The following is a 23,852-nucleotide window of genomic DNA, read 5'->3' on the forward strand; positions in this document are numbered from 1 at the left end:
TTATGTGGTGAGTTTGGCAGGAACCTATTTATAAGGCTCTACCGCCTCACCGGTAATTTCGAAGGATGCGTCACCGTACATTGATTTCTTGGTTACGAGTTTAAAAGTGCCATACACCCAGATTGGGCCTTGCATTGCTGGCACACCCTTTTTCATTTTAACATAGACCATTTGATTCGGTGGCGGAGCGGGTACGTGAATGCACGCCTGAGAACTTGGCACCAACAGAAACTCCACCACCTGGCGCTGCTCGTCTTCCAGAGGCACCATGAAGCCAGGAATTCTGACCGGCTTTTCGTTTAAGGCATCCAGCTCTGGAGTGCCTTTCCCCGTAATATAATCCATCTCCCCCAAAAGGCGCCAATCGACGGTCGCTCCTCCGAGGTCAGGGCCCTCTTTCAATCGCTGATAAGTAGCGACTGTGGCGATGACTGCCAGAATTAAAATACCGGGTATAAGCCAATTCTTCATAGCTCTAATTTAAGACCTCTGCCCTCTTAAATGCAATAGCTTTGCTTGACTCCAGCATCTCTGCTATAACCAAAAACCTGATACCAAGAGGTACTAATTATGAGCGGAAAAATTCAAAGAGTTCGTGGCACGCGTGATCTTCTTCCCGAGGAAAGCAGAGTCTTTCGTTTTGTCGAAGAATCAGCCTATAAAAAAGCAAATCTTTACGGTTATGGCGAAATAGAAACGCCGATTTTTGAATTTTCTGACGTATTTCATCGCACTTTAGGCGAAACTTCCGACGTTGTTAGCAAAGAGACTTATGATTTTACAGATCGCGGTGGAGAAAGCCTCACTTTAAGACCCGAAGGCACTGCGGGCGTGGCTCGCGCTTTTATTTCAGAAGGCATGAGCCAAAATCTTCCCCTGAAATTCTATTATTCTGGCCCTATGTTTCGTTATGAGAGACCACAAAAAGGTCGCTATCGCCAATTCTTCCAATTAGGCGCAGAGTGTCTAGGTTATGACACTCCTCATGCAGATGTCGAGTGCATCGCCTTTGCCTGGGACCTCCTTAAAAGTATCGGTATTTCTGGTGAGTGCACTTTGGAATTGAACACACTTGGTGACGCTGAAAGTCGCGCTGCCTACCGCGAAGCCTTGGTGCAATACTTTACGGCACACCAGGAACAATTGTCTGCAGACAGTAAAACTCGCTTGGCCAAAAATCCCCTGCGTATTTTGGACTCCAAAGACGAAGGCGACAAAAAGTTGAGCGAGAACGCGCCAAAGTTCCAACAGTATTTAAACGAAGCTTCACAAAAATTTTTCGCCGCTGTGATTTCAGGAATTGAAAAACTGGGCATCCCTTACAAAGTGAATCCATTCATCGTGCGTGGCCTTGATTACTACTGCCACACTGTTTTTGAATTCACGACAGATAAGTTGGGAGCGCAAGGAACGGTTTTGGCCGGGGGACGTTATGACGGCTTGGTTGAAACCATGGGTGGACCTCGCACACCAGGAGTGGGCTGGGCCGCAGGGATTGACCGCTTGGCCGACCTGACTCCGAAAGAATTAGCCCTTAAAAAAGAAGTACTGGTAGCTGTTATTGGAGCCGACGATCAAGGCGAAGACGAAAGCGTCAAGCTTGCTCATGAGATCCGCAGTCGCGGCATTAAAGCCGAAAATTTCTTGTCCGGTAAAATGGGTAAAAAAATGCAGAAGGCCAATAACAAAGGTGCACATTATGCGCTGATCTTGGGTGGCAACGAAGTCTCCAGCAAAACTGTCACAGTTAAGAATTTTGTGACGGGAGAGCAAAGTACAATCCCAAGATCTGAAATTGCCACTTTCGATTTTAAAATCTAAAAGGTACGGACACACTTTATCCATGCGACAACATGTCCGCATGGATAAAGTGTGTCCGTACCAAATCGCTATCTTAGTTACCAGCAATCAAAGACATCAAAATTTGGCTGACTTGTTCTGGGCCCACGCCGTTTGCTTGCGCCGCTTTTTCAACCAAAGCATTTACGTCACTGTAGTCACCTTGAGATTGCTTAACCATAGCGGCTTTCAATTGGCCGTATGAGCTACCGATGATCTCTTTTGTGTAAGCGTCGTAATCCGCATCCGTCATGCTGGATTTTGGATTGTTTTTCAATTGAACCGCCAGGCGAGCCAAAGTTGTTGAACGTTCTGCGCTCAAACCGAATTGCGCTTGGATGCCTTTAGCAGATTCATTGATGTCCATCGCTTGTTTCATTGCAGTTACTTTTGCCAAATCTTTGCTGGAAGTCGCTGTCTCTTCATAAACGTAACCAGCAGCATCTTGATAGTAACCATTCCCGATGTAGTTAACATCGTACCATTTTTGAGAGTAGATGTAGTTGCTGATGTCTTGGCCGACTTTCCAATCATCGATGTACACAGCTTGGGTATTGCCGTGATAATCAACAACGATGTAACCCGCAGAGTTCGTCGTGCTTTTCACTAACGTCAAATTCACACCGGCATCAGTGTAAGCTCTTTTTACAAACTCACGCGCTAATTCATCGTGCGTGTAATAAACATTGCCCGTGCTGACAGAACCGCCACCACCACCGCCGCCGCAAGCGCTGATTGCAACTGCTGTTGCAGTGACCAATCCCAAACTCATTGCCGATTTCAAAATTTTTGATGCATTCATTTGTGGTTCCCCTTTTTTCTGTAGAACTTAGTTCTACGTTTGTTGTTCAGTGTTTTTTTTAAAATTCCGTTAGCAATCTGTTTAGCAAATCCTTTGCCAACTTTTTCAGTGTCGTTTTGTTCCTAATACGTCAGAGGCAAGATGCGTAACTCTGCATTCGCGTTGCCTCCGCACATCAACACCGCAAAGTTTTTATTTTTATAATCCGTGAATTTTTGCGGCGTCAGTGCGCGACATTCAGAGGGAACATCCAGATTTAATTTTGCTGGTGCGACAAGTTTTCCCTCGTCACTTTCTGTCCAGAAATAAATATGATTGGAATACATCTGCGTCGCATCGACATAAATCGCAGGGCTTAATCGCGATCCATTTTGCACCACTGCCGGGAATAGTAATTCTGTTGAGCTGATGCCAGGCCATGTCGCTCGGTGAATCGAGCTCTCATAACGGCGTACAGAGCCGTTCGTATTGTTAACCTGCATGATCAAATTACTTTTGCTTTGTGCAAAGGTGAAATATTCAGCACCACGGCGAAAGCTTTGCACCAAACTGATCAACAGATCTTTTGTGGTCGATGACTGCAAAATAAATTCACCTTGCACACGTGCGTTCAAATCGAAAAATAAATTTTGCGCTTTAATAGGTGTCAAAAACACACCGAAAGAAACTGCGGAATTTTTGACGGCGACATTGTCGGTCAAATCTGTCACCGGAGCGGAAACACCGCTGGCCATCATCGATGAAGAGTAATCCATCGGGCGCAATTCAAACTTATGTTGATCCAACCACTCCCCGCGTGTTTCAACCACCACGAAGCGTTTTAAATCTTGGCTTCCATAGGCATAAAGCAAGCGAATACGATCAAGGCTGTTCACAGATTGAGGTAACATTGTGATCAGGCGCAAATCCTGTTGGAAATTTAGTCCCAACGCGGCTCTGACACCTTCATTGAATTGATAGTTGTCGAAATTGCGCGTCTGATATGTCCAAGCACCCTTTTCCTGAACAGCTTTCAAATAAAACACTCGGCGCATCGGCGAGTTGTTTTCAAATTGAAATCCGTCGGGATTGACGTCAGCTTTTGGAATTTTACCGATTGTCGTGAAGACTGGCACCAGACCGCTCGAGCTTTGTAATGCAAACTGCAAGCTAGTCACAGCATCTTTATCCATCACCACCGTCTCTGGTGTAAACGTGATCACGCGGCGCTGAGATACCAGGTCTTCTGAAACCAAAAGATACGTCATCGTTTTGGTTTTGCCATCAGCCGCTAAGCCCATGGTGCCAATCCAGTATCCTTGCAGGCCATTCGCAAGCGGAACTTTCATGAAACTTAAAATATTTTTTGTCCCAACTGGCAGTTCAATGTGTCTTTGTTGATAGGAGGAGCCGTTCTTTTGCAGGATCGAAAGTTGAAGCTGGCCTTCTTTCGCCTCCCAGAAATAATAGTCTGGTGAATCAGAGATCCCTGCCACATCATTGACGGTCATTGTCGTTTTGATGACGGCAGGAGAAGTTCCCGGCAGCAGGCGAATCGGCAAACGCGTCACCGCAGCGTCATTTTTTAGACTGCGGGATAATTCAAATTCATGAACAAAGGAGCGTGCGCCAAAAGAAGTCTGCACGATTACACGAATTTTGACACTGGAGCTGGCACTTTGATCTTGAATGCGCGCCACGAGTGCCAAATTTTTCTGTTCGCCACTTGCCAAAGACAAAGTTTGGGAGGCACCCGATTCAAGGGAAAAATTTGCAGAAAGCGATTGCACTGTCACACCAACTGCGTCGGCGGCCTGCCAATAGTTCTTAATTGGTAACGCGATTTGCACCACGCCTTCGCCCGCATTGAACAAGGCACGCGAAAGACCCTTGAAATCTGGCGCGATCACAGGACGCGCTGACATATTTAGTGCTGACTGAATTTTCAATGTTCCAAACAGAGTAAATTTACCTTTTTCCAGATCTTGAGCTGCGGAAAAAAGGCGAGCCTTGATTTCATCGGCACTGATTCCTGGATAGGCTCCCTTTAGAACTGCCACCGCAGCACTTACGAATGGCGCCGCCTGACTGGTTCCATTTAAAAGCTCATAGCCCTTCACTGAAAAATTCATCGGGGCTTTGACATTCGGATAAGTACTAAGAATTTCCTCACCCGGAGCACTGATATCAACTTGGCCACCGTAGTTTGAAAATCCCGTTAAAGTATTATCAATCCCCGTCGCGGCGACACACAGAACACCCGGGTAAGAACACGGGAAGTTAAAGCTGTTGTTATTGTTATTTCCGGCAGCAGCAACGATAAAAATCCCCGCCTGCTGAGCTTGCGCAAAAGTTTGGCGAAGCTCCGCCGAATCTGTCGCCGCTGGCCACCCCATACTGATATTGATCACATCAACATGCTTTTCAATGGCATATCTAAGGGCTTTGATCACGCGAGAGGTTAATGCTGTGCTAGCGGAAATTGAAGAGTTCGCGGCATTGGCATCCGCTGCACCAGTCACTTTCAGAGGTAAAATGCGCACACGGTTCGTAATCCCCGCCACACCCGTTTTGTTATTGATTTGAGCAGCAATGATTCCCGCCACATGAGTACCGTGTCCCAAGTCGTCATCTGGATTGTTTTCATTCGGAGCCCCGGCAGCCACCATGAAGTTCCAACCGATGCAATCGCCTTTATATCCGTTCGCATCTTTGTCGGCTTCGGGTTTATAAGGAATCCCTCCGTTAAGACATTCTTTGTCGTTGTGATAAAGACTGGCGGCAAGGTCCCCGTGTTGCACTTCCACCCCGCTATCCAAAACAGCCACGACAATGTTTTTCTTCATCACTGAAGCAAAACCATCGCTGCTTGCCTGAACATCAGAACTGCGCCCTGGAATGGCAGACACCTCTTGCGAGCGAATATCGGTATCATCGCGAAGGACACGGTGATCACTCGCCTGCAACGCCCATTGGTACTTTGTTAAAGTGTCATTACTAAAGGGAGCCCGCGTGGACGCAGTTAATGCACCTTGTGCAGAAGTCGCCAGAATTAAGCCGAGAGTAAGGATGGTTTTATTCATGACGCACTCCTAAAGTGGATTTAGCAACCAGGTGATAAAAAACTCACCATTTAAGATTTGTAGATTTTGTTGAATGAAGTTCAAAGGACCGTTGCTGGCGCGAGCACCCACCACACCGATGGTATTTCCCATCAATGGTGTATCGCCCAATTCATCGTTTTCACGGAAACCCTGGATGCGAGCCTGGATAAAGATATTTTCTTCACCCACAACTGCGACCAACTTTTTCCCTGGGAAATATGTCTCTGCCAGATCCACCATGGCCAAAGCACGCTCTGCCGCCAACGGACCGTTCGTGGCTTTTACTTCCAGATATTCTTTCTGTGATCTTAAGTAGCGGCGGAAATGCGTATCCAAGGATTTTTGCGCACGATCGCACTCGCCACTGGGCCAAGGATTTTTGCACAGATCATACATGGAGTTTTTCATCAACATTTCCACTTGATCGCGCGGCATCGTCGCCAATTTTTGCAAACCTGTTTTATAGACATTGATGCTAAGAGTGATCGAGTACAGAAGAATCTTGCGCGTGTCGTTCAATGCCTGCGCATCAATTAACTTTACACCAAAGTCTTCATTCATTTCTTTTAGGATCTTAAGGGCTTTCTCTTTGGAGATATTCCAACCTTTGTGCTGATGAACGACCTGGGCAAACTCTGCTTCAGGCCCGCTGGCCAAACCGGCATTCGGGTCATTGCTGTCTTTCTGCGTACCTTGGAAACTAACCAGTCGTGAAACCGCACTCCCCATAAAGGTGTCGCCTGGATTTCCACTGCCACCGGTGTCCAGAACCACGTTATCACTGCCCGTTTTATCACGCAGGAATCCCGCTAGGGTCTGCATCACCAATGAGTAATAGTCTTTGCCTGTGCGCAAACCTGTCGAGCGGTACAGCACCGATGTTTTGCTGCCGGAAGGAAGCTCTACTTGAAAGCGGTCTTTCAAAGTCATTTTACGAGTTTGATAGAACAAGAATCCGAAGTTCACGTCTCTTTCAGAAAAATCATGAGAGATCAAAGTCGGATCTTGATCCACATTCAGCATCTCAAGTGAATTGCTCATAAAGATCTGACGCAAGATACGCACGTTGGTTTCGTACTGAGCAAGATTTCTCTCCATCTCGCCTGCGTCTGATGAACCAATCGTCAGGGTGTAAAACTTGGTATTCACACGTCCGGCCATTGCACCCACGCTTAACGTCACCAGTGGCACACCATAAGACGTTAAGCCCACTGCCACGGAACCCTTGGTCACGCGACCTGGGTCATTGTAGATCTGGAATGTGTATTTATCTTTTTTGTAGATCTGAATACGGTGCAGGAACATTTGCGACGCATTGAAGGCCGTTTGGAATTGCACAGTAGGTGATGTTGGGTATGTCAGGCTTAAGCCCGCTTGTCCTGTCACGCTATCGGTAATTAGCAAGGACTCGCCCACGCCCATTTCCTTATCTAATGACTCAGCGATAGCTTGCAAGTTGCTGGAACCATCCGCTGCCGTTGGTTCATCCAGTTCTGCTGCCCATTTTTTCTTAAGGAATGGAACCAGTACGTTGCGGTAAGGAGTTTTATTAACAGCTTTGATACTTTTTAATGGTTTGATGTGAGTGTAAGAACGTTGCAATTGCAAACCGATGTTACCGCTTTCACTGATACCATTCAGACCTTGAATCCCAATGAAGAATCCTGGGGTGACTTGGAATCCAAAGGTGTCAGCCATTTGCACCAAGTTATCCGTGCCCATATAGCTGCCCACCACCACTTCACGAGAAAACAAAAGGCGGCCTGACCAGGATGGAATCGCATACATACCCAATGGGATGTTTTTCTTTTGCCCTGTCGTGGCTTCGCTGATCATTTGATCAACGATGTTACCCAAAGTACGTTGGTTCACTTTGCCTTGAACGGCGTTGTTGTTATTGAAAAAGGAATTCATATATGACATCGCTGAATCAATCAGAGAGCTGATTCCTTTGGCTTTTAAGAACGCGGTTACTTCGGATGTGGAAAGTGGGTTGTCAGGATCACCGAACGAAAAACGAGACGCATATCCTGGCCAGTTGGAAGCCTTTAGTTTTCCTTCGACCAAGTTTGGTGCAGAAGAAACAGCACTGATAACTGTCAGTGGTTCGGCCGAGATTTGAAATAGTTTAACCAGATCATTACGACGGGATTTTAATTTTTCATGAAGGAGCATGGAAACTTCATTGGGAAGTTTGGCCGCTTGAACGATCTCTTTCCAGTCATGGGAACCCAGCCGTGAAAGACGGCGTACGATCCACTGCGCATCTTGAAAGCTTGGATTAAACCAAGAGGCCCATTCATAATTCAAATAGACCGCTTGGTTCACAATACGACCGGCCAGCCACGAAAAGCTGTTCAAGCTTTCAGGTACATCTACTAATTGATACGGAACCAACAAAGCATTCATCACGCGGCGGCCCTGAATCACCGACGGAGGAATCGCTCCTGTTTCCAGACTGTAAAAAGTTTGGGTCGCCGGCAATAGCACGACGTCTTGCAAATCCACGTAATCTACATTGGGATCCTGGGTGTTATTCACGACCCAACGGCTGGGGGCGCCCTCTGTATTATTTTGAATATCAGTAAGAAATCCTAAAAGACTGGCGTGACCATTCAAGCGCACACGGAGATGTGACATCCACTGCGTGGGCTGAACTTTATATCCCAATTTTTCTAGCAAAGCTTTGCGCAGTAAAAGGTTGTGCGCCTTTTTACCAAGCATCACTTGATATTGTTCGATGACGCCGTTATTTTGAAAGTGCACAATGAAACGATACTCACCGACAACTGACGGCGTATTCCCGGCCATTTCCATTTCTGCATTCGCAGGAATATTCAATGTGTGATTGCTAAGATCTAAAGGCTTCACCGCAGAGTCTTGCCAAATATCAGAGGGGGCCGGATTCATTTTTGAAATATCGACATTTGATTTCAACATGCGCGTCAAATCTTCGGGCAAAACAATTTGTCCCTGTTGACCGATAATATCAACAGCCTGCGCACTGTCGCTGCCAACCGCAATCATTCCCGGGAAATCAGTCGGAGATGCTGTCGCTCGAAGAACGAAAAATGTTAGCGAGAAAAAAATTAAAGAAAGATATTTTGCCATAGTCCCCTCACGCAGGAGGGACCCATTGCCGAAATCGTGCCAAGCCAAAATGGCACCACAGGTTTACATTTCACTCGCAGCGCACAAAAAAGGGCGAGTCCAAAAAACTCGCCCTCATAAAATCGCTTCAATTTATTTTTGAATTTGTTCACGCACTGACACGGTCAACATCAAGAATTTTTTTTCGTCGCTCGATAAAGTCAACACCACACACCTAAAAGCTCCCAGCGCGCAAGGGGTATCGGTCATGCAGGCATCCAGCTCGATGACAACAAGGTGACCGATACCCCTCCTTAATTATCTCTCTAATTTCCGCCGGAATGATCACCGCAAAATTAAACCTCGGGGTATCGGTCAAGTATCCTTCAGAAGCATGGTTGCCAAAGAGTGACCGATACCCCTACGAACACGCGGATAAAATAATTCAACATACGGACATCAACGCATCTGTTTTCCAACGAGTTCCACCTCACCCAAGAACCCATTTTGCAACGTCCACAAACATTCTCGATGGGTATCGGTCATGCCCTCTGAAATCGAAAGGCTCAGATGAAACAACAAACCTTTTCCTCCCTAAAAATTCCTTGGAAGCATCGCTACTGCCACGGTGGGATTCTTCGCAAATCATCACTCGGTCGCGGTGCGAGACCTCTTTCACATCGAGATCCTATGCATCTGGTTTTTAAAGTTAATAAGGCAGCAATAAAAGGCGGACTACGTCACTCACGGAATTTTTCACTAATAAATAGGCTGATGAAAAAATATTCCGCCAAATTCTTTGTGAAAGTCGAACAGTTTTCCGTCCAGACTGATCACGTCCACTTGCTGGTGAGAGGAAGTAAACGGTCGAACGTGCAAAGCTTTTTACGAGTGCTTGCCGGCCAGTTCGCGCAAAGGTTGACCGATACCCCTAACCAGAAGCGAGAAGGACCGAGCGTTTGGAAGTATCGTCCATTTTCGAGAGTGATTAAGGGGTTTAAGCCGTATAAAATCGTCAAAGACTATATTCAACTGAATGAGCGAGAGGCCCAAGGAAGACCGTATTCAAAAACAAGACTGCGCGGCCTCAGCCAGGAACAGCTGATAGAGTTATGGAAATAAAAAAACCCACACCGAAAGATGTGGGCTATCGAAATTTAAAAATCTCCAAAAAAAATGCCGCAAAACAGAAGCGGTCAAAAAGGTTCGAGTGCAAGGCGGAGGGCTATCCCCGCAGCGCAGGCGTGCTCTAAGCACGTCGAAAGCAATCGGGCCTTTTTCACCACTTCCCTCGCGGTTACTTACGATTCAGACGAATCGATTGGCCACGCCCCCAGCCGCTGATTTTCAGCGAACCCGATCGGCTCCATAGGAACATCAGTGCGAAGCCCACTGCCAACATCGCTACACTCAACCATTGTCCACGCGTCAAGCCCAACCATTGGAAGCCGATTTGGGCATCAGGCATGCGGAAGTGTTCATCAGCGATGCGCACACAAGCATACAACACGATGAATGCTGAAGCGATGAAACCTGGCTTACGTGGTTTTCTCCACAACAAGAATAGAACCAGGAACAAGAACAACCCCTCACCCACCGCTGCAAACAATTGCGACGGATAGCGTGGAGTTAACAACGGTTCAATCGCTGCTTTCACAGCGGTGTTGCCATCTTGAATCGTCAGAATGATTTTGTGCAAAGTCGCGTAGACTTGTTCGCGTGCGCCTTGATCCATGTGGAATTTCCCCACAAGTTCCAACCACTGCTCACGTGTCGTTCCCATTTTATCGACGACATTACCAAGATCATTCAAACGGTTGAATTCTTGGGAAGGCCACATTTCGATGTCTTGAGGAAACTTCACAGCCAAAGGGAATGAAGGATCACAAGGACGCCCCACAAGCTCACCATTGATGAAGTTAGCAATACGACCAAAGAAAACACCCACCGGTCCCGCAACCGCTACCAAGTCAAAAAGGTAAGTGGCATTCACGGAGTACTTTCTTGCGTAAAGCAAGCAGGCCACCACGATACCGATCATACCGCCATGACTCGCCATGCCACCCTCATTCACCGCCAACACTCCCCAGAAAGGGAATGCGGATTTGAATTTCCAGATCAGATCAGGGCCATAAAAGAATACGTAACCCAAACGACCGCCCACCAAAGTACCGATCGCTGCATATGTGATGAAATCGCCTACCATTTGGGCAGTCAGGCCTGCGCGTTGGCGTTGGGCCAACCATTTGATTAACAAGTAAGCACAGATGAAGCCCATCATGTAAGAGAGGCCATACCAACGCACACCGAAGTCACCAGAAATTCTTAAAGCAAAGGGATCAAAATCGTGAACCACTGTTCATCCTTCTTTGAGACAGTTTTTACGTCTCATATTTGTGTCTCATCCTGTGTCTCAACAGGGAAAATTTTAGACTCGGTCCTAATAAAGCGAGAAAATAGGGGCATGTCCAGATTTTCATATTTACTTCTGTCATGCATTATCTTGTTTTCCCTTCATTCTGAGGCACAAACAGCCTCCAAGTGGAGCAACGGATTCGATTGGACCCAACGGGCCACCAAACGTGAGGCCGGCCGCTGGTCTTTGACCGATTGGTTAGCGATCAAAGATAAAAATCGCATGATGGATCAATGGCTTTCCTTAAACAGCCCCTCCCCCTATGAATTCATGCTGGGCGGTGGATATCTGTCGTATGACAAACATCTTAGTGATGGCTCCGTCGCAGATTCCGCATATTCGGTGATCAATGGGGAGTTAGCAGCTTATGCCCAATTTGTGGGAGTGGGCGCCGAGTATTCGAACAATACCAACGAAAACTATTCGGATCTTGCGGGACTTTTTAATCTGAGAGTGCTGGGAAATTCCTTACAAAATACCGGTCTGACTTTTTCATATGGTCTGCGCACAAGGGATATGACCGGTACCACCGTCACCAAACTTTCACAGCAATTTGCTCAGGCTGATTTGCAAATGTATCTGACGAAGTATTTCGGTTTGGATGGTAAATACAGATACTATATGCCCGTGAGCAATGATCAACTGGGCGACGTCAACGAGGACCTGTTCGAGGCGAGCGTTTTTATTGACTTTAAAGCGCTTCGAATCTTTGGTTCGTGGGTTCGAGAGAAACAGAAAATTAAAGCCCCCGGGGGAACGGATGAAGTAAATACCGAACGTACCGGAATTCGGTCAGGTATTAAACTTTTCTTTTAGACTTCGGAACCTGCTTCCGGTATTTCCCTGCCTATGAAGACACACGTTCTTTCCTGGGCATTCATGACAACACTCCTTTGGGCTGCGCCAAGCTGGGCCGTCATCTCAAATCCGGGAAACATCGTAGATTTCAAAGGCGACAACATCTGTCGCATCATGATCAATGATCAAGGCATAAACTCCATCTGCAGCGGCTCCCTGATTCGTCCTGATCTGGTCTTAACCGCTAACCACTGTGTCGTCGGACCTTCTGCAAGAGTCGAAGTCGGCTGCGGATATCAAGGTTTTGATCCGCAAAACATCGTCACGGTAAAAACGGGCAAAGGAAACGTGGTTGTGCAGAATGTTTCCTTTAAAGAAACCTCTTTGGGGAAATTTACCAGCGTCGACACGGAACTTGATCAGGCTTTGATCAAACTCGATCGAAAGTTTTCCATCGCGCCGCTAAAAATCGGCTTGGATTCTGAGTTTGATGGCACCCGTCCTTGCCTGCTTTCAGGATATGGAATTAATAAATCGGGAACTGCAGGAGTCCAACTTTCTGCCTGGGTGCCGATTGTTCAGATCGCAATGGAAGCCTATCGCTTTGACAATGTTTTCGAAAGCACCATGCCCGATCCAGGTTACGCCAAACCACGAGTCGATGAAATGGCCGCCACGTCCATCGAGTCCACGATGCAAGGGGTTTCCTTGCTAGCGGGAGATTCTGGTGGTCCTTTTCTTTGTTACAACAAGCAGGGCGAGCTGATGCAACTGGGCATCAGCAATTCAATTCTCCGCCAGAGTGAAATGAAATCGGGACACCTGTTTTTTACCGTGAACTCTTTTGCGATGAAGATCAGCCCTCGGATGCGCAAGACTTTAGGTCTTTAGTTCAAAGCTTCGAAAACACCTTCCCCCGTCACAAAATAACTTTGAGTGGATTCTTGATGGCTGACTGCCGAATCCAGCGTCCAGTGCAAGTTCATCTGCATGGCTGCGATGGGATTTTTCGTGGTCCCAATATTTGTGACGGCAGGAATATTTGCCTGAACGTTGAATTCAAAACCCCACGCCACTGACAGATCTGCGGGCAGAATCGTCGCATTCGCAATATAACGACCCAACCCATTCACGCTGCCATTCGTGGAGTACATCACTCGGTAAGTGAAATCCACGACAACCATATCGAATCCATTTTTGTATTGCACATTATAGGTTCTGTATTGGGGAGTACTCCAACCTTGCAAATCAGTCCAGCACTTCACTCCTGAAGGCAAAGCATTGGCCGTATCAAACTTGGAATTCGTCACGGGCTTTCCTGCCTGAATGATCTCCCACACAGTTTTTCCGATGTTCACGACTTCCCCCAGGGACTGCAGATTCCAAGCCGCCGCAGGAATATTGCAGGCACTTTGATTCTGCAAAGCAGACTGAGAATTTTCGTCAGTCACATCCCGAACAATGACATTCTTAATTTCGAAAAATTCCTTTGAACGCTGCTGAGTTTGCGCAAAGGACAGAGAGGAAAGAACAACAGAAAGAGCGATGATTGCAAAGACACGAATCATAGAAACCTCCTAAAGGTGGAGCACTTCTATCAAGAGATTTCGCTTTAGCAAGTGAAGTTTATTACCACTCTTTGCTGAGGGTAAGAGTTGGAAACAACCACGTCTTCGTATTTGCTTCTGACGTCTCGGTTCCATCGACAGTTTTTTTAGAATAAGCTGCGTGATAGTAATTAAGGCCAACTCCCATTCGGAATCCGGATTTAATTTCCGGCATCACGTTGAAGCCGACCATGTAACTCGTACCCTGCCATGCTTCATTATTATTCGACACGACGTTCTTATAAGTCCCTTTAGCCAAAACATTGAAATTAGCAATTAGGCTGAAGGCATCGCTTTTGCCAAAAATAAATTTTACTGCGGGACCGGTATCTGATGTTTGAAAAGAAGTCGGTACTGTGGAACCTGTCGCGTTCGAATTACCTGACATACTGATGCCCAGATAACTCCAACCCGCCCACCATTTTTTGGAAAGGTGCAAATAGCCCGTCACATTGTAATAGTATTTTGTCGCATCGTCTCTAACATCAGTGGAGCTAGTATTTTCAGAAATATAAGAGCCTGCAATGTCTAACATGAACTCAGCGCGAGCGTGCGGAGCCACCATAAAAAGAATCAGAATGATAATAAACGCTGAGGTCTTCATATCATTCTGATCGGAATCACAAGATCTTGACTGAAATTTATTAAGCACACTTAATCAGGATTAGAAATCTCCCGATCTTGGTCGAGTTATTTCTTGATCAAAAGTGCGGCATAGAAGCCGTCGAATCCTTCACGGTCTGGACGAAGGTGGATCTCTTTTTCCAACGACCACTCCTCGCCATGTTCACTCATAAAGCGTGCGATTTGCTTTTCGTTTTCTGAAGGGAATAAGCTGCAAGTGGCATAAACCATTTTGCCACCTTTTTTCGTCATTTTGGAATAAGACGTCAGCAACTCATACTGCAGTGTTTGCAGACGAGTGATTTCATCTTCGCTGAGTTTCCATTTGGAATCAGGATTACGACGCAAAACCCCCATGCCTGAACAAGGAACATCCAACAACACGCGATCCGCTTCACCATGCAGGCGCTTGATCACCTTGCTGGAATCAATCACGCGAGTTTCGATAATGTCGATGCCATTGCGGCGCGCACGCACTTTCAACTCTTGAAGTTTCCACTCGTGGATATCCATAGAAATAATGCGGCCTTTGTTTTTCATCAAAGAAGCGATGTGAAGTGATTTACCACCGGCACCCGCACACGCATCAACCACACGTTGCCCCGGTTGCACGTCAAGCATCGGCACAACCATTTGCGAAGCCGCATCTTGAACTTCGAACATACCTTTGCGGAAAGCCTCAGTGATGAAGACGTTGCGACGTTCTTTTAATTTCAAGGCATAAGGAAGATCCGGAGAAACCGGCAAAGCTTCGATCTCGGCTTTTTTAAGTTCTTCGATCACTTGATCCGGAGTGAATTTCAAAGCATTCACGCGCATAAAAACTTCCGCGGGCTTATTCAAAGCCTTCACTACTTTTTCCCAAACATCGCCCAATTCCTGACGACCGCGGGCATCCATCCAATCAGGAATGGATTGAGCGACCGGGAATTTTTCCTGAGCCTCTTTTTCGCGAGCTTTGATGAAATCGTAATTCAAACCTTCGAATTCTTCCCAATCAGGTGGAAGATCGAAGCCCATTCGCAACCACTGAATACCCACGATACGCCACATGTCCCCGCTTTGTCCCATGAACTCCAGCAAGCGGTACCAGCGGACAACTTCGTAAACAGTTTCCGCAAAAAATTTGCGATCGCGGGAACCCCACTTGGAGTGTCCCTTAAGATTGTATTGAATGACTTTATCGGCGTATTTGTTTTGGTCGAAGATTTCTTCTAAACCATTAACAACGGCCTCTGCGAGATGTCTGTGAATTTTCAAAATGTAAATACCAAGCCAGCGGCTAAAAAGGTTCCATTAATTTGCCCGGAAGAGAGCAAAAACAGGGAATTTCTTAACCCAGCCTCAAGGAAGAATCCAGTGTTTTCAAAGACATTGAAAAAGCGTGCACCCGCGATCAATTGATAATCCAAAGTCAGTGCCGACTTGGAGTTGGTTTGCTTCATAAAGATGCCCAACCCCGCTCCCGCACCGAAGTACAAAGGGAAACGAGAGTTTGCATCAGGAAAAGTGATCACAGGCAAAAAGGAGATCTTGCTCGTATTTTCGTCAGACACATTGTAGTCCGAATACTCCATACGAATATTCAAATCCATCGAGTTGTACCACTCCCCCACACGGTAGGTGACGCCGAAGTTGTTTTTTCCCACGTCGTCCTGTTGACCGTTTTTACCCCAGTCATAGGATTGCGAAGCCATATAGCGGGCATAATGAATTGCCAGATAGTGGTCGCTGGAACCATTAAAAGTGCTTTGGGAGTTTCCACCACCCACATACGTGGTGTTGTCATCCTGATTGTCTTTTTGAAAATATTTCGATGCGGCATCACGGCCTACGACGGGTTGCTGTGCCGAGGCATTAGATGCAAACAGAGAGATTGGAAGCAATAGGGGCAAAAATACGGAAAAAACGTTCTTCATAAGTCACCTCGTTCTCAGCCATTATCATAGCCAAATTTGGGCCCTGAGCGGAACTCATTGCAGTGTAAAATGATGCATATGGTCAATAGGCTGGAGGCATTGACTCTGAGAGGGGCGATACCTAATCTCCGCATAACCTTTTGGGACGGGACCAAAGACTATGAAATGCCCTTTTTGTGGCCATGCCGATGACAGAGTTTTAGATACGCGAGTGCAGAAAGATGGCAGCATCCGTCGCCGTCGCGAATGCCTTGAGTGCAAAGCTCGTTTTTCGACAGTTGAAACAATCATGATCGCCCTCCCATATATCATTAAAAAAGACGGTCGCCGCGAACCATTCAGCAAAGAAAAAATTCTGAAGGGCCTATCCGCAGCGACTCAAAAACGTCCTGTCAGTGTCGCGCAAATCGATGCCGTGGTAGAGCGAATTGCAGCTTGGATCGTCAACCGTGGCGAATCTGAAGTCAGCTCTCGCCTCTTAGGCAAAAAGGTGATGGCGGAACTGAAACAGCTTGATGACGTGGCTTATGTTCGTTTCGCGAGTGTTTATCGTACCTTTAAAGACGTCCAGGAATTTGTTGAGACTCTTGAAGACGCTGAACTGCTTGATTTTGTCGATGCAAGTAATCCACAATTAAGCCTTACAGCGATGAACTTTGTTGAAAGCGAGAAAAAGCCAAATCATGAAACTGACAGCAAGACGCCAAGCCCGGGAGCTCGCACTCCAAATCCTGTTCCAAACTGAGTTCACGCCGACAATCAGCGTTCGCACATTCATGGATGTTTTCGAAGAATCTTACGACGCTGAGACGATCTCTTACGCCGATCTTTTGATCAAAGGTGTTCAGGAAAACAAGGCCGCCGTAGATTCTAAAATCCAAGCGTCCAGCGCGCACTGGAAAGTCGAGCGTATGGCCACGATCGATCGCAATATTTTGCGTATCGCCGTTTGGGAAATGAAATTCTCGGCTGATCCTATCAAAGAAAACATCGCCATCAATGAAGCGGTTGAAATCGCTAAAAAGTACGGCACGTCTGACTCTGCAAGCTTCGTGAATGGGCTTTTGGATCAAGTGAGCAAGGTACACTAATGGCAGTCAATGTGCTTTCCCAAGCTGGCGCTTTAAACCCGGGATCTGATCTTTGGGTCGTGCCGCAACTTGGGAAATCACAATGGACCAGCAAGCTTGATTGGTACTTGAATTTCCAATTGTGCAAATCCTCCCGTCATACCAGCGCCAACGTGCCTGGATTCTTAAATGACGTGATCAAAGAAACTGAATTGAGCAAATTCTATCGCCCGGTGGCTGCTGCAGCCCCGATGATGATTGCTTCCGAGACCCTGCTTCCCAACAAGTGGGTTGTGGTTGTGCCTTGGAATGACAATATCGGTGCTTGGACAGAATCAATCTTTCGCGTTTGGAGTGGTTTACAACAGCCTACTTTGCGCGTTTTCCTGCCACCTGGACAAAGTACTGGGAACTTCCAGCAAGCCTGGGTGAAGCATCATAGCAATCAGGATTTCACTGTCGTGCTTGATTAATCCTCTCTCCTGCCTTCACAATGAAGGTAAGAGGATTGCATCACATGGAACGTCTATCACAAGCTCTAGTTTCTAAAATTTCCACTTTTCAAAAACGCCTTCAATCATTTCTGGAAAACGATTTCGATCCCCAATCAGAAGAGCGCGAACGCGTGCAAACTGAATTCGAAGCTTCCCGTGATGAGGCTTTGATTCGTGGACTTTCTCAAGGTTTACCGGAAGATCACATCGATCGTGCGATCGTGGTGTTCTCTCGCCTGGCGATGTTGTTTCAAGCAGGCATTCTGCTGGAAAATCATGATGGTGACTGGAAAGCTCAAGCTTTCTTTCACAAAGGTGTTTCTGAACTTTTCAAAAACAATGCAAAGTCTTCGCTAAGTATTCCTAACGCACATTTGATGGCGTGGATGAAAACAGATGCCTCTGCGATCTTGCGCAAAACGAATTTGCAGCACCTGGATCCCGAAAATAAAACGACGTGCTTGCTGATTAAAGTAACTCCGGACTTTTCTTTCATTCTGTTCTCTACTTTGCCGGATATCTGGTTGCAGTCGCACACGGACAGTGTTCGTCGGGCTTTAATCAACGGCTTTGCCGACTAGGATTCCATGACGACTGAAGCAAAACCCTACACGATCTATATTCTTTCAGACAGTACCGGGGAAACAGCGGCGACCATGATCCGCGCCGCTTTGGTTCAGTACTCCAATAAAGACATCAACATCATTCGCAGTAAGAATGTGCGCACGGAAACCCAAGCTGAAGCTGTGGTCGAAGAATGTTTCGAACGCCGCGGGATGCTGGCCTACACTGTTGCGAGCCCTTCTTTGCGTAACAAGATCCGTGATTTTGCCTCCAGCAAAGGCATTCCGCACTTTGACTTGTTAGGACCTTTGCTTTCAACATTAGATACTTTCTTTGGCGAGCACTCGGAATCCCATGTGGGCGCCTTGCGTGCCGTGGATGAACGTTATTTCAAACGCATCGAAGCAATCGAATATACGGTGAAACACGATGACGGCAAAACGTTTGCCGAACTTGATAAAGCCGACATCGTGCTGGTGGGGATCTCCCGTACCAGTAAAACTCCCCTGTCAATTTTCTTAAGCCATAAGGGTTGGAAAGTGGCCAACGTGCCTCTGGTTTTGAATGCTCCTCTTCCAGAGGAGTTGTTCAAAGTCGATCAGCGCCGCGTGGTCGGGCTCATCATCGACATGGAGTCGCTGCAAAGAATTCGTAAAAGCCGTTTGGAAAAATTCGGCCAGGATCCTGGTGGCGAATACGCTTCGATGTCCCATATCGCCAAAGAAATCGAATTTGCTGAAAAGATCTTTAAGCAAAACCGCCGCTGGCCCGTTTTCAATGTTACCGAACGCGCCCTTGAGGAAACAGCTAGCGAGATCGTGCGTATCATCGCTGCCCGCCTGGGACTCCCAGACAGCGTGATCTTTTAGAGACCGAGAATTGCTCCGTCGATAGTCTAGAGAGATGTCCTCATGCATTTTGAATTAATTCATATATTGATATCCTAAACATATTGAAAAATATGCGAGGACTTTCCATGCGTCGGATTTGTATGTGTGTTTATATTTTCTCCTTTCTGTCTTTCACCGCATTCGCGAAAACCACTGAAAAGAAAAAAGACGAAAAAAGAAAACCCAGTCAGACATTCAATTACACCGTTTATTCCGAAGACTTTCCAAAAGAGCAATTGGACGGACCTGTGAACGCTTCACAACAAGAAGCCGCTGTTCTGAATCCTGGTCAACGCGACATGTATCTATCTCAAGCTGGTTTGATAAAGTACGTGGCCAGCTGGGATCATCTTGAAAAAGATATTCTGGTCCTGCGCGCCTCAAAAAACTCGCTTGCCATTTTGCGCTCCAAATATCCCACACTTCCACCTGCATCTTTGCAGCAACTGCAAATACTTTTGAAGACGAGTAAATAGACTATGAACTCCTTGGGGGCCCTTGCTGCGGGATTTATTTATCTTTGTTCGTTGAGCGCTCAAGCGGATATTTTATTCGTGGATGTTAACAACAGTCCTAAAGAAATTGAAGCGGCTCAAAAAGCGGCGATTGCCCGTCACGAAAAGTTAATTGTTATACCCGACCCCCAAAAGCAGACCGCCCAAGATAAAGAACTTCGACGACAAATTGATCAAGCGACAAATAACGCTCGAACTATTTGCAACAAGTCACCCGGAAAAGACTGCGGCGATGCCATTCAAGCTCGCACTAATCTCGTTGAAAAACAGATGAAGTCACCAAATTATGTCTCCTCTGAAAATCTGAGCAGCCAACTGGCGGTATTGAAAAAAAATGGCTCAAAACTAAGCTCGGTCATTATCTCGGGACATGATGGGAACGGACATTTCGGCGGCAGCCAGGGATTACTCAATGATAAAGATATTGCCGAAGCCTTTGCTCAAAATGCTCCGGTGGGTGATGAAGTTCGTTCCATGATGCTTTGGGGTTGTTATACCGCGAATATTGGAAGCCTGACCTCTTACTGGAAGAAAACTCTCCCAAACGTCGAACTCATCGCAGGGTACGATGGGATTGCTCCACTTGGCGACAAACCTGCAAACTGGGATTATCTTTCAGATGTTCTGATCAAAGAAAAAAAATTAACCGCTATTAAAGACGCCAATGAACTAAAAAAAGCCTTACAGGGATTGGATGGCACGAACCTTCTCAATGCCTCTCTTTGCGTAGATGATAATTTTGCCAGTAACAAATTTGCCCTCAACCTGAAGGACGCAAAAAAACTTTGCGCGGGAACTCTTGAAGCTGTCAAACCCGCCTATGAGTGCTATCTAAAAGCCGAAGATCAAAAATGCGCAAATCCACCCAAAAACACAGGGAACAGTGAACTGCGGACGGCCTATAACAAACTTCAGGATTCGCGTCATTGTGCAGAAATTCACGAAGGACAACTAGCTCCAGATACTCCATCTCCTGACATATTGATCCGCTTGATTCATTTTCAAAATGTTAAAGACAACTTAACCCGAGTGTATCCCCAACTATTCAGTCGATATAATGAATTAGTAAACCAGCTTAATATGCCGAAAGAAATGCTCTGGGGTGATATCAGTAAAATGACCCGCCAGGAAATTTTGAATAAACTTAAAAACTCTGCTGATCTACTAATGGAAAGAACGAAAGTCGAATCCCCCGACACTCCGGAGCTCTGGGCATTAATGGAAGGCTATAATTCGCTAAATAATACTTTAGGCAATCTTCAAGTTCCATTTGGCTGGGTAGAGCCGTCTGCGAATGAGAAAGCCCCTTGGGCTGAAAACGGGCTGCAAGGCATGTCTAGCAAAGGCATTTCCAACCACAGATATACTTACGAGCGTGTACGCGCCTACCGAAATATCGATAAAGCCGCTATCAAAATGGTTTTTGAGAAAAACCCAGAATTCAAGGCGATGGTAGAAAAGAAAGAAGATTTGTACACAAAACTTCAGGCCCTTCAAAATAGTGAAACCGCAAATGACAGTGCTCAAATAAGAGAAGCCCGTCAAAAAGAAATCACCCAAGTTTACCAGAAATACGTTGAAGCTGACGATCTTGTACGAACCGCCGGCCAAAAAGAGCTGACTAAATACGAACCGCAACTCAGAGCGGAAGTGAAAAAAATGGCAGCGGAGCCTTACGCACACAAAGAAGGGCTTAAAATCTATCAGAATCAACTGGATAAACGAATAAATGAACTCTTTAAAACACCCGCTCTCTCCCCCGAAGAACTGAATGATAAAATTAATAGAGAACATCAAGCCGGTTAGGCTCCGGATACTCAAACTCGATAATTACAGCAGGAAATCCAGGACGCTGGCCAAGGGCAGCGTCATCCAGAATAGTACTTTCTTAGAGACCGGTACATTTTCATGCATCGGTTGCCCGTCTTCTCTGAAACCAGCGCGGTTTAACTTCGCCGAAGAAGCGATATGCTCCTTGATATTATTTTGCAAAGCCAACGCAAGCTTAGGATTGTCACGACAGATCAGCGCCATCTCGGCATTGATATTGGTTGAACGCGGGTCCATGTTAAACGTACCAACGATGATCGTTTTATCGTCGATAACCGCGCGCTTGGAATGCGTCCCCCATCTTGCGGAACGTGCCTCTGGAATCAAAGGATAAACGTTTTGATTAACGTGACCTTTGTGCATCCAAACATTCACACCCAACTCCGTCCAACGACGAATACGGGTGTCAAAGATCGCCTGGGTATAAAACGCATCCGTTGAATACAAGCTGTTCGAAACAACATTGATTTCAATGTTACGGCGAAGCAGATCATGCAAAATAGATGAGATCTCTTTTTTCACTACGAAATACGGCGACTCGATAAAGACTTTCTTTTCCGCAAGACTGGTTTCAACAGCCAACTGCTTACGAAGAACGCGGGTCTTTTCACCCATGCCTGGAAAGTCCGCCGCAAAAATCATGTCATTACAAATGCCACTAGCTTGCTTCGCCAACATTTGCGCCCCAAAGGTGTCAACATAGCGGCGATTTTTCAAGTCTTCTGCTGTCAGTTTTTTGAAGGCTGCAGCTTTTTCCGAACCCTTGTCATAGTAATACTTGTCGGCATGATAACGACTGACACTGATACGAGCGTCTTTATCATGAAGCGTGTTGGGATCATTCATCGTTTCTTTGGTGATCCCATAGAAATCTTCAGGTTGCGGCTCACGCACGATCGGTGCATTTTCTGTGATCTCGGCATTCCAGAATTCTTCAAAGCTTGTCAGCATGTCTTTAACGATGGAACCCTTCACTACGATATCCGTATCCAAAAAATTATACTCTGAACTTAAATCAAAGTATTCATCGGCGATATTACGACCACCGGTGATTCCTTCGATTCCATCCACGATCAAAGTTTTTCTGTGACTACGGAATTGAACGGTAACGACACGAACCAAGACCGCCGGATTATAGTAGTGAACTTCGATCCCGGCCTCTTTCAAAACAGAAGCATAGTATTTATTCAACTCAAAGATCGGCAAAGAGGTATCAACGATAACACGGACTTTAACACCCTGACGGGCTTTACGAATCAAAGCATCCGTGATCAAACGGCCCGCTGAATCGATGCTGTAAATGAAGTATTCCATCTCGATCGATTTCTTGGCATTTTCAATCATATCCAAGCGCTTTTTCAAAGCGGCGATACCACTATCAATCAGCGTTACTTGTTGAGGTTCCGTGCGACGGCGATAAACACCCTCGGAGTCCTTCATGTTACGAGAAGCCGTGGCTGTGCTCGCGACAATCATAACTGCAGTCATTAAATACAGACTTGTTTTCACCAAGACCTCCGTTATAGGGAACGCGCAGGAAATTCATCTCCAACTATGCAATTTGACGGCCATTTCATTGCAAACTCACAGCAGCTGACGGGTAATAATCTGGGGGCCTAGGCATAATTTTCAAGGGTGTTCAAAGACTTAACAGTTCAAGTCTTTGATGGGTGGTGTTTGATCGCAGGGACGACTGAATACATAAGGAAATTTAAAAATCACTATGCGATGCTGTGACCGTTTTGATCAACAACCCAATGACAGGAGGTCATTATGTTTTCCAAAGTGATAGCCGCAGCGGTCCTACTTTCATCATCTTTTGCATTCGCCTACCCTACTGTGGGTGACAAGGTATCTTGGAAAGGTGCGGAAGATAAATTAGATGGCACCAGCACTCCAATTACTGCCACCAAAGAAGTCACTAAGTGGGATTTGGCGGCCCACAAATGGACCGTCAAATTCGACATGACCAAAGGTGATCAGACAACAACTGAAGAATATATGGCTTCATACCTTTGGAATCCCGACGAGTGGGCGATGTTGATGGCGAAATGCGCGGAAAAAGGCGGTACGATGGAAGACGTGACGGTAACAACCGGCACTTACAATGCCTGTCGCATGACGGTGACGGCCGATGATGGCCGTATTATCAAAACTTGGATGGGCGACGTTCCATTTGGTTTGATAAAAAAAGAAATCACCAACGTCACCGAAGGTACAAAAACTCACATGGAACTTGAAACTATCACTCATGGTCCAACACCAGCTCCAGGCTTAGAGTAAGAAAAAAAAGAGCGAGGAGACCACCCCT

General features: G+C 46.3%; 22 protein-coding genes. 12 read left to right on the top strand and 10 right to left on the bottom strand.

Features of this window, described 5'->3' with window-relative positions; all coding sequences use genetic code 11:
• Positions 1–24 precede the first annotated feature (24 nt).
• Complete coding sequence (locus tag HW988_RS13770) at positions 25–471, bottom strand: DUF3299 domain-containing protein (protein ID WP_181604804.1); 447 nt, start codon at positions 469–471, stop codon at positions 25–27.
• Positions 472–570: 99 nt separating this feature from the next.
• Here HW988_RS13770 and hisS point away from each other — a divergent pair, with 99 nt between their 5' ends.
• Positions 571–1,821, top strand: a complete 1,251-nt coding sequence (gene hisS, locus HW988_RS13775; protein WP_181604805.1) for a histidine--tRNA ligase — start codon at positions 571–573, stop codon at positions 1,819–1,821.
• A gap of 73 nt (positions 1,822–1,894) precedes the next feature.
• Here the strand turns inward: hisS and HW988_RS13780 are convergent, their stop codons facing one another.
• The 3 genes from HW988_RS13780 to HW988_RS13790 form a co-directional block, all read right to left on the bottom strand.
• Positions 1,895–2,641, bottom strand: coding sequence for a hypothetical protein (locus HW988_RS13780; RefSeq protein WP_181604806.1), 747 nt, complete (start codon positions 2,639–2,641; stop codon positions 1,895–1,897).
• 122 nt (positions 2,642–2,763) lie between these two features.
• Positions 2,764–5,703, bottom strand: a complete 2,940-nt coding sequence (locus HW988_RS13785; protein WP_181604807.1) for a S8 family serine peptidase — start codon at positions 5,701–5,703, stop codon at positions 2,764–2,766.
• Positions 5,704–5,712: 9 nt separating this feature from the next.
• Complete coding sequence (locus HW988_RS13790; protein ID WP_181604808.1) at positions 5,713–8,835, bottom strand: hypothetical protein; 3,123 nt, start codon at positions 8,833–8,835, stop codon at positions 5,713–5,715.
• 549 nt (positions 8,836–9,384) lie between these two features.
• Between HW988_RS13790 and HW988_RS13795 the strand changes: the two genes are divergently transcribed.
• The gene (locus HW988_RS13795) at positions 9,385–9,936 is read left to right on the top strand and encodes a transposase (protein ID WP_181604809.1); all 552 of its coding nucleotides are present in this window, start codon (positions 9,385–9,387) and stop codon (positions 9,934–9,936) included.
• Positions 9,937–10,111: 175 nt separating this feature from the next.
• Here HW988_RS13795 and lgt read toward each other — a convergent pair whose 3' ends face one another.
• Positions 10,112–11,170: a prolipoprotein diacylglyceryl transferase gene (gene lgt, locus HW988_RS13800; RefSeq protein ID WP_181604810.1), complete on the bottom strand. Its 1,059-nt coding sequence runs from the start codon at positions 11,168–11,170 to the stop codon at positions 10,112–10,114.
• A gap of 108 nt (positions 11,171–11,278) precedes the next feature.
• On the opposite strand from lgt, the gene HW988_RS13805 reads away from it, so the two are divergent.
• Both HW988_RS13805 and HW988_RS13810 read left to right on the top strand, forming a co-directional pair.
• A complete protein-coding gene (locus HW988_RS13805; protein ID WP_255490023.1) occupies positions 11,279–12,046 on the top strand; it encodes a hypothetical protein in 768 nt (255 codons plus the stop codon).
• 33 nt (positions 12,047–12,079) lie between these two features.
• A complete protein-coding gene (locus HW988_RS13810; RefSeq protein WP_181604811.1) occupies positions 12,080–12,919 on the top strand; it encodes a trypsin-like serine protease in 840 nt (279 codons plus the stop codon).
• On the opposite strand, the gene HW988_RS13815 is transcribed toward HW988_RS13810, so the two are convergent.
• The 4 genes from HW988_RS13815 to HW988_RS13830 form a co-directional block, all read right to left on the bottom strand.
• Positions 12,916–13,596: a hypothetical protein gene (locus HW988_RS13815; RefSeq protein ID WP_181604812.1), complete on the bottom strand. Its 681-nt coding sequence runs from the start codon at positions 13,594–13,596 to the stop codon at positions 12,916–12,918. The two genes, HW988_RS13810 and HW988_RS13815, sit on opposite strands and share 4 nt — an antisense overlap.
• Before the next feature lie 61 nt (positions 13,597–13,657).
• Positions 13,658–14,239 carry a hypothetical protein gene (locus tag HW988_RS13820; protein ID WP_181604813.1) on the bottom strand — a complete coding sequence of 194 codons (582 nt, stop codon included), beginning with the start codon at positions 14,237–14,239 and terminating at the stop codon, positions 13,658–13,660.
• An 86-nt stretch (positions 14,240–14,325) separates the two neighbouring features.
• The gene (locus HW988_RS13825) at positions 14,326–15,519 is read right to left on the bottom strand and encodes an RsmB/NOP family class I SAM-dependent RNA methyltransferase (protein ID WP_181604814.1); all 1,194 of its coding nucleotides are present in this window, start codon (positions 15,517–15,519) and stop codon (positions 14,326–14,328) included.
• The gene (locus HW988_RS13830) at positions 15,516–16,178 is read right to left on the bottom strand and encodes a hypothetical protein (protein ID WP_181604815.1); all 663 of its coding nucleotides are present in this window, start codon (positions 16,176–16,178) and stop codon (positions 15,516–15,518) included. The genes HW988_RS13825 and HW988_RS13830 overlap by 4 nt, the downstream gene beginning before the upstream one ends.
• Positions 16,179–16,338: 160 nt before the next feature.
• Between HW988_RS13830 and nrdR the strand changes: the two genes are divergently transcribed.
• The 7 genes from nrdR to HW988_RS13865 all read left to right on the top strand — a co-directional run bounded on the left by nrdR (position 16,339) and on the right by HW988_RS13865 (position 21,517).
• On the top strand, positions 16,339–16,923 hold the full coding sequence (gene nrdR / locus HW988_RS13835) for a transcriptional regulator NrdR (RefSeq protein ID WP_088616822.1): 585 nt from the start codon (positions 16,339–16,341) through the stop codon (positions 16,921–16,923).
• On the top strand, positions 16,862–17,269 hold the full coding sequence (nusB, locus tag HW988_RS13840) for a transcription antitermination factor NusB (RefSeq protein ID WP_181604816.1): 408 nt from the start codon (positions 16,862–16,864) through the stop codon (positions 17,267–17,269). Before nrdR ends, nusB begins: the two co-directional genes overlap by 62 nt.
• Entirely contained in the window at positions 17,269–17,721 is a 453-nt protein-coding gene (locus HW988_RS13845) for a hypothetical protein (RefSeq protein ID WP_181604817.1), read from the top strand. The genes nusB and HW988_RS13845 overlap by 1 nt, the downstream gene beginning before the upstream one ends.
• Positions 17,722–17,765: 44 nt before the next feature.
• Positions 17,766–18,323, top strand: coding sequence for a GTP cyclohydrolase (locus tag HW988_RS13850; protein ID WP_181604818.1), 558 nt, complete (start codon positions 17,766–17,768; stop codon positions 18,321–18,323).
• A gap of 6 nt (positions 18,324–18,329) precedes the next feature.
• On the top strand, positions 18,330–19,175 hold the full coding sequence (locus HW988_RS13855; protein WP_142701102.1) for a pyruvate, water dikinase regulatory protein: 846 nt from the start codon (positions 18,330–18,332) through the stop codon (positions 19,173–19,175).
• Between the two features lie 107 nt (positions 19,176–19,282).
• Positions 19,283–19,672, top strand: a complete 390-nt coding sequence (locus tag HW988_RS13860; RefSeq protein ID WP_220128745.1) for a hypothetical protein — start codon at positions 19,283–19,285, stop codon at positions 19,670–19,672.
• A 78-nt stretch (positions 19,673–19,750) separates the two neighbouring features.
• Positions 19,751–21,517 carry a hypothetical protein gene (locus tag HW988_RS13865; RefSeq protein ID WP_220128746.1) on the top strand — a complete coding sequence of 589 codons (1,767 nt, stop codon included), beginning with the start codon at positions 19,751–19,753 and terminating at the stop codon, positions 21,515–21,517.
• Between the two features lie 24 nt (positions 21,518–21,541).
• Here HW988_RS13865 and HW988_RS13870 read toward each other — a convergent pair whose 3' ends face one another.
• On the bottom strand, positions 21,542–23,050 hold the full coding sequence (locus HW988_RS13870) for a phosphatidylserine/phosphatidylglycerophosphate/cardiolipin synthase family protein (protein WP_181604821.1): 1,509 nt from the start codon (positions 23,048–23,050) through the stop codon (positions 21,542–21,544).
• Between the two features lie 264 nt (positions 23,051–23,314).
• Here HW988_RS13870 and HW988_RS13875 point away from each other — a divergent pair, with 264 nt between their 5' ends.
• Entirely contained in the window at positions 23,315–23,824 is a 510-nt protein-coding gene (locus HW988_RS13875) for a hypothetical protein (RefSeq protein ID WP_181604822.1), read from the top strand.
• Positions 23,825–23,852: the final 28 nt, after the last annotated feature.

Origin of the sequence: Bdellovibrio sp. KM01 (genome assembly GCF_013752535.1) — a bacterium.
Classification (GTDB): Bacteria; Bdellovibrionota; Bdellovibrionia; order Bdellovibrionales; family Bdellovibrionaceae; genus Bdellovibrio.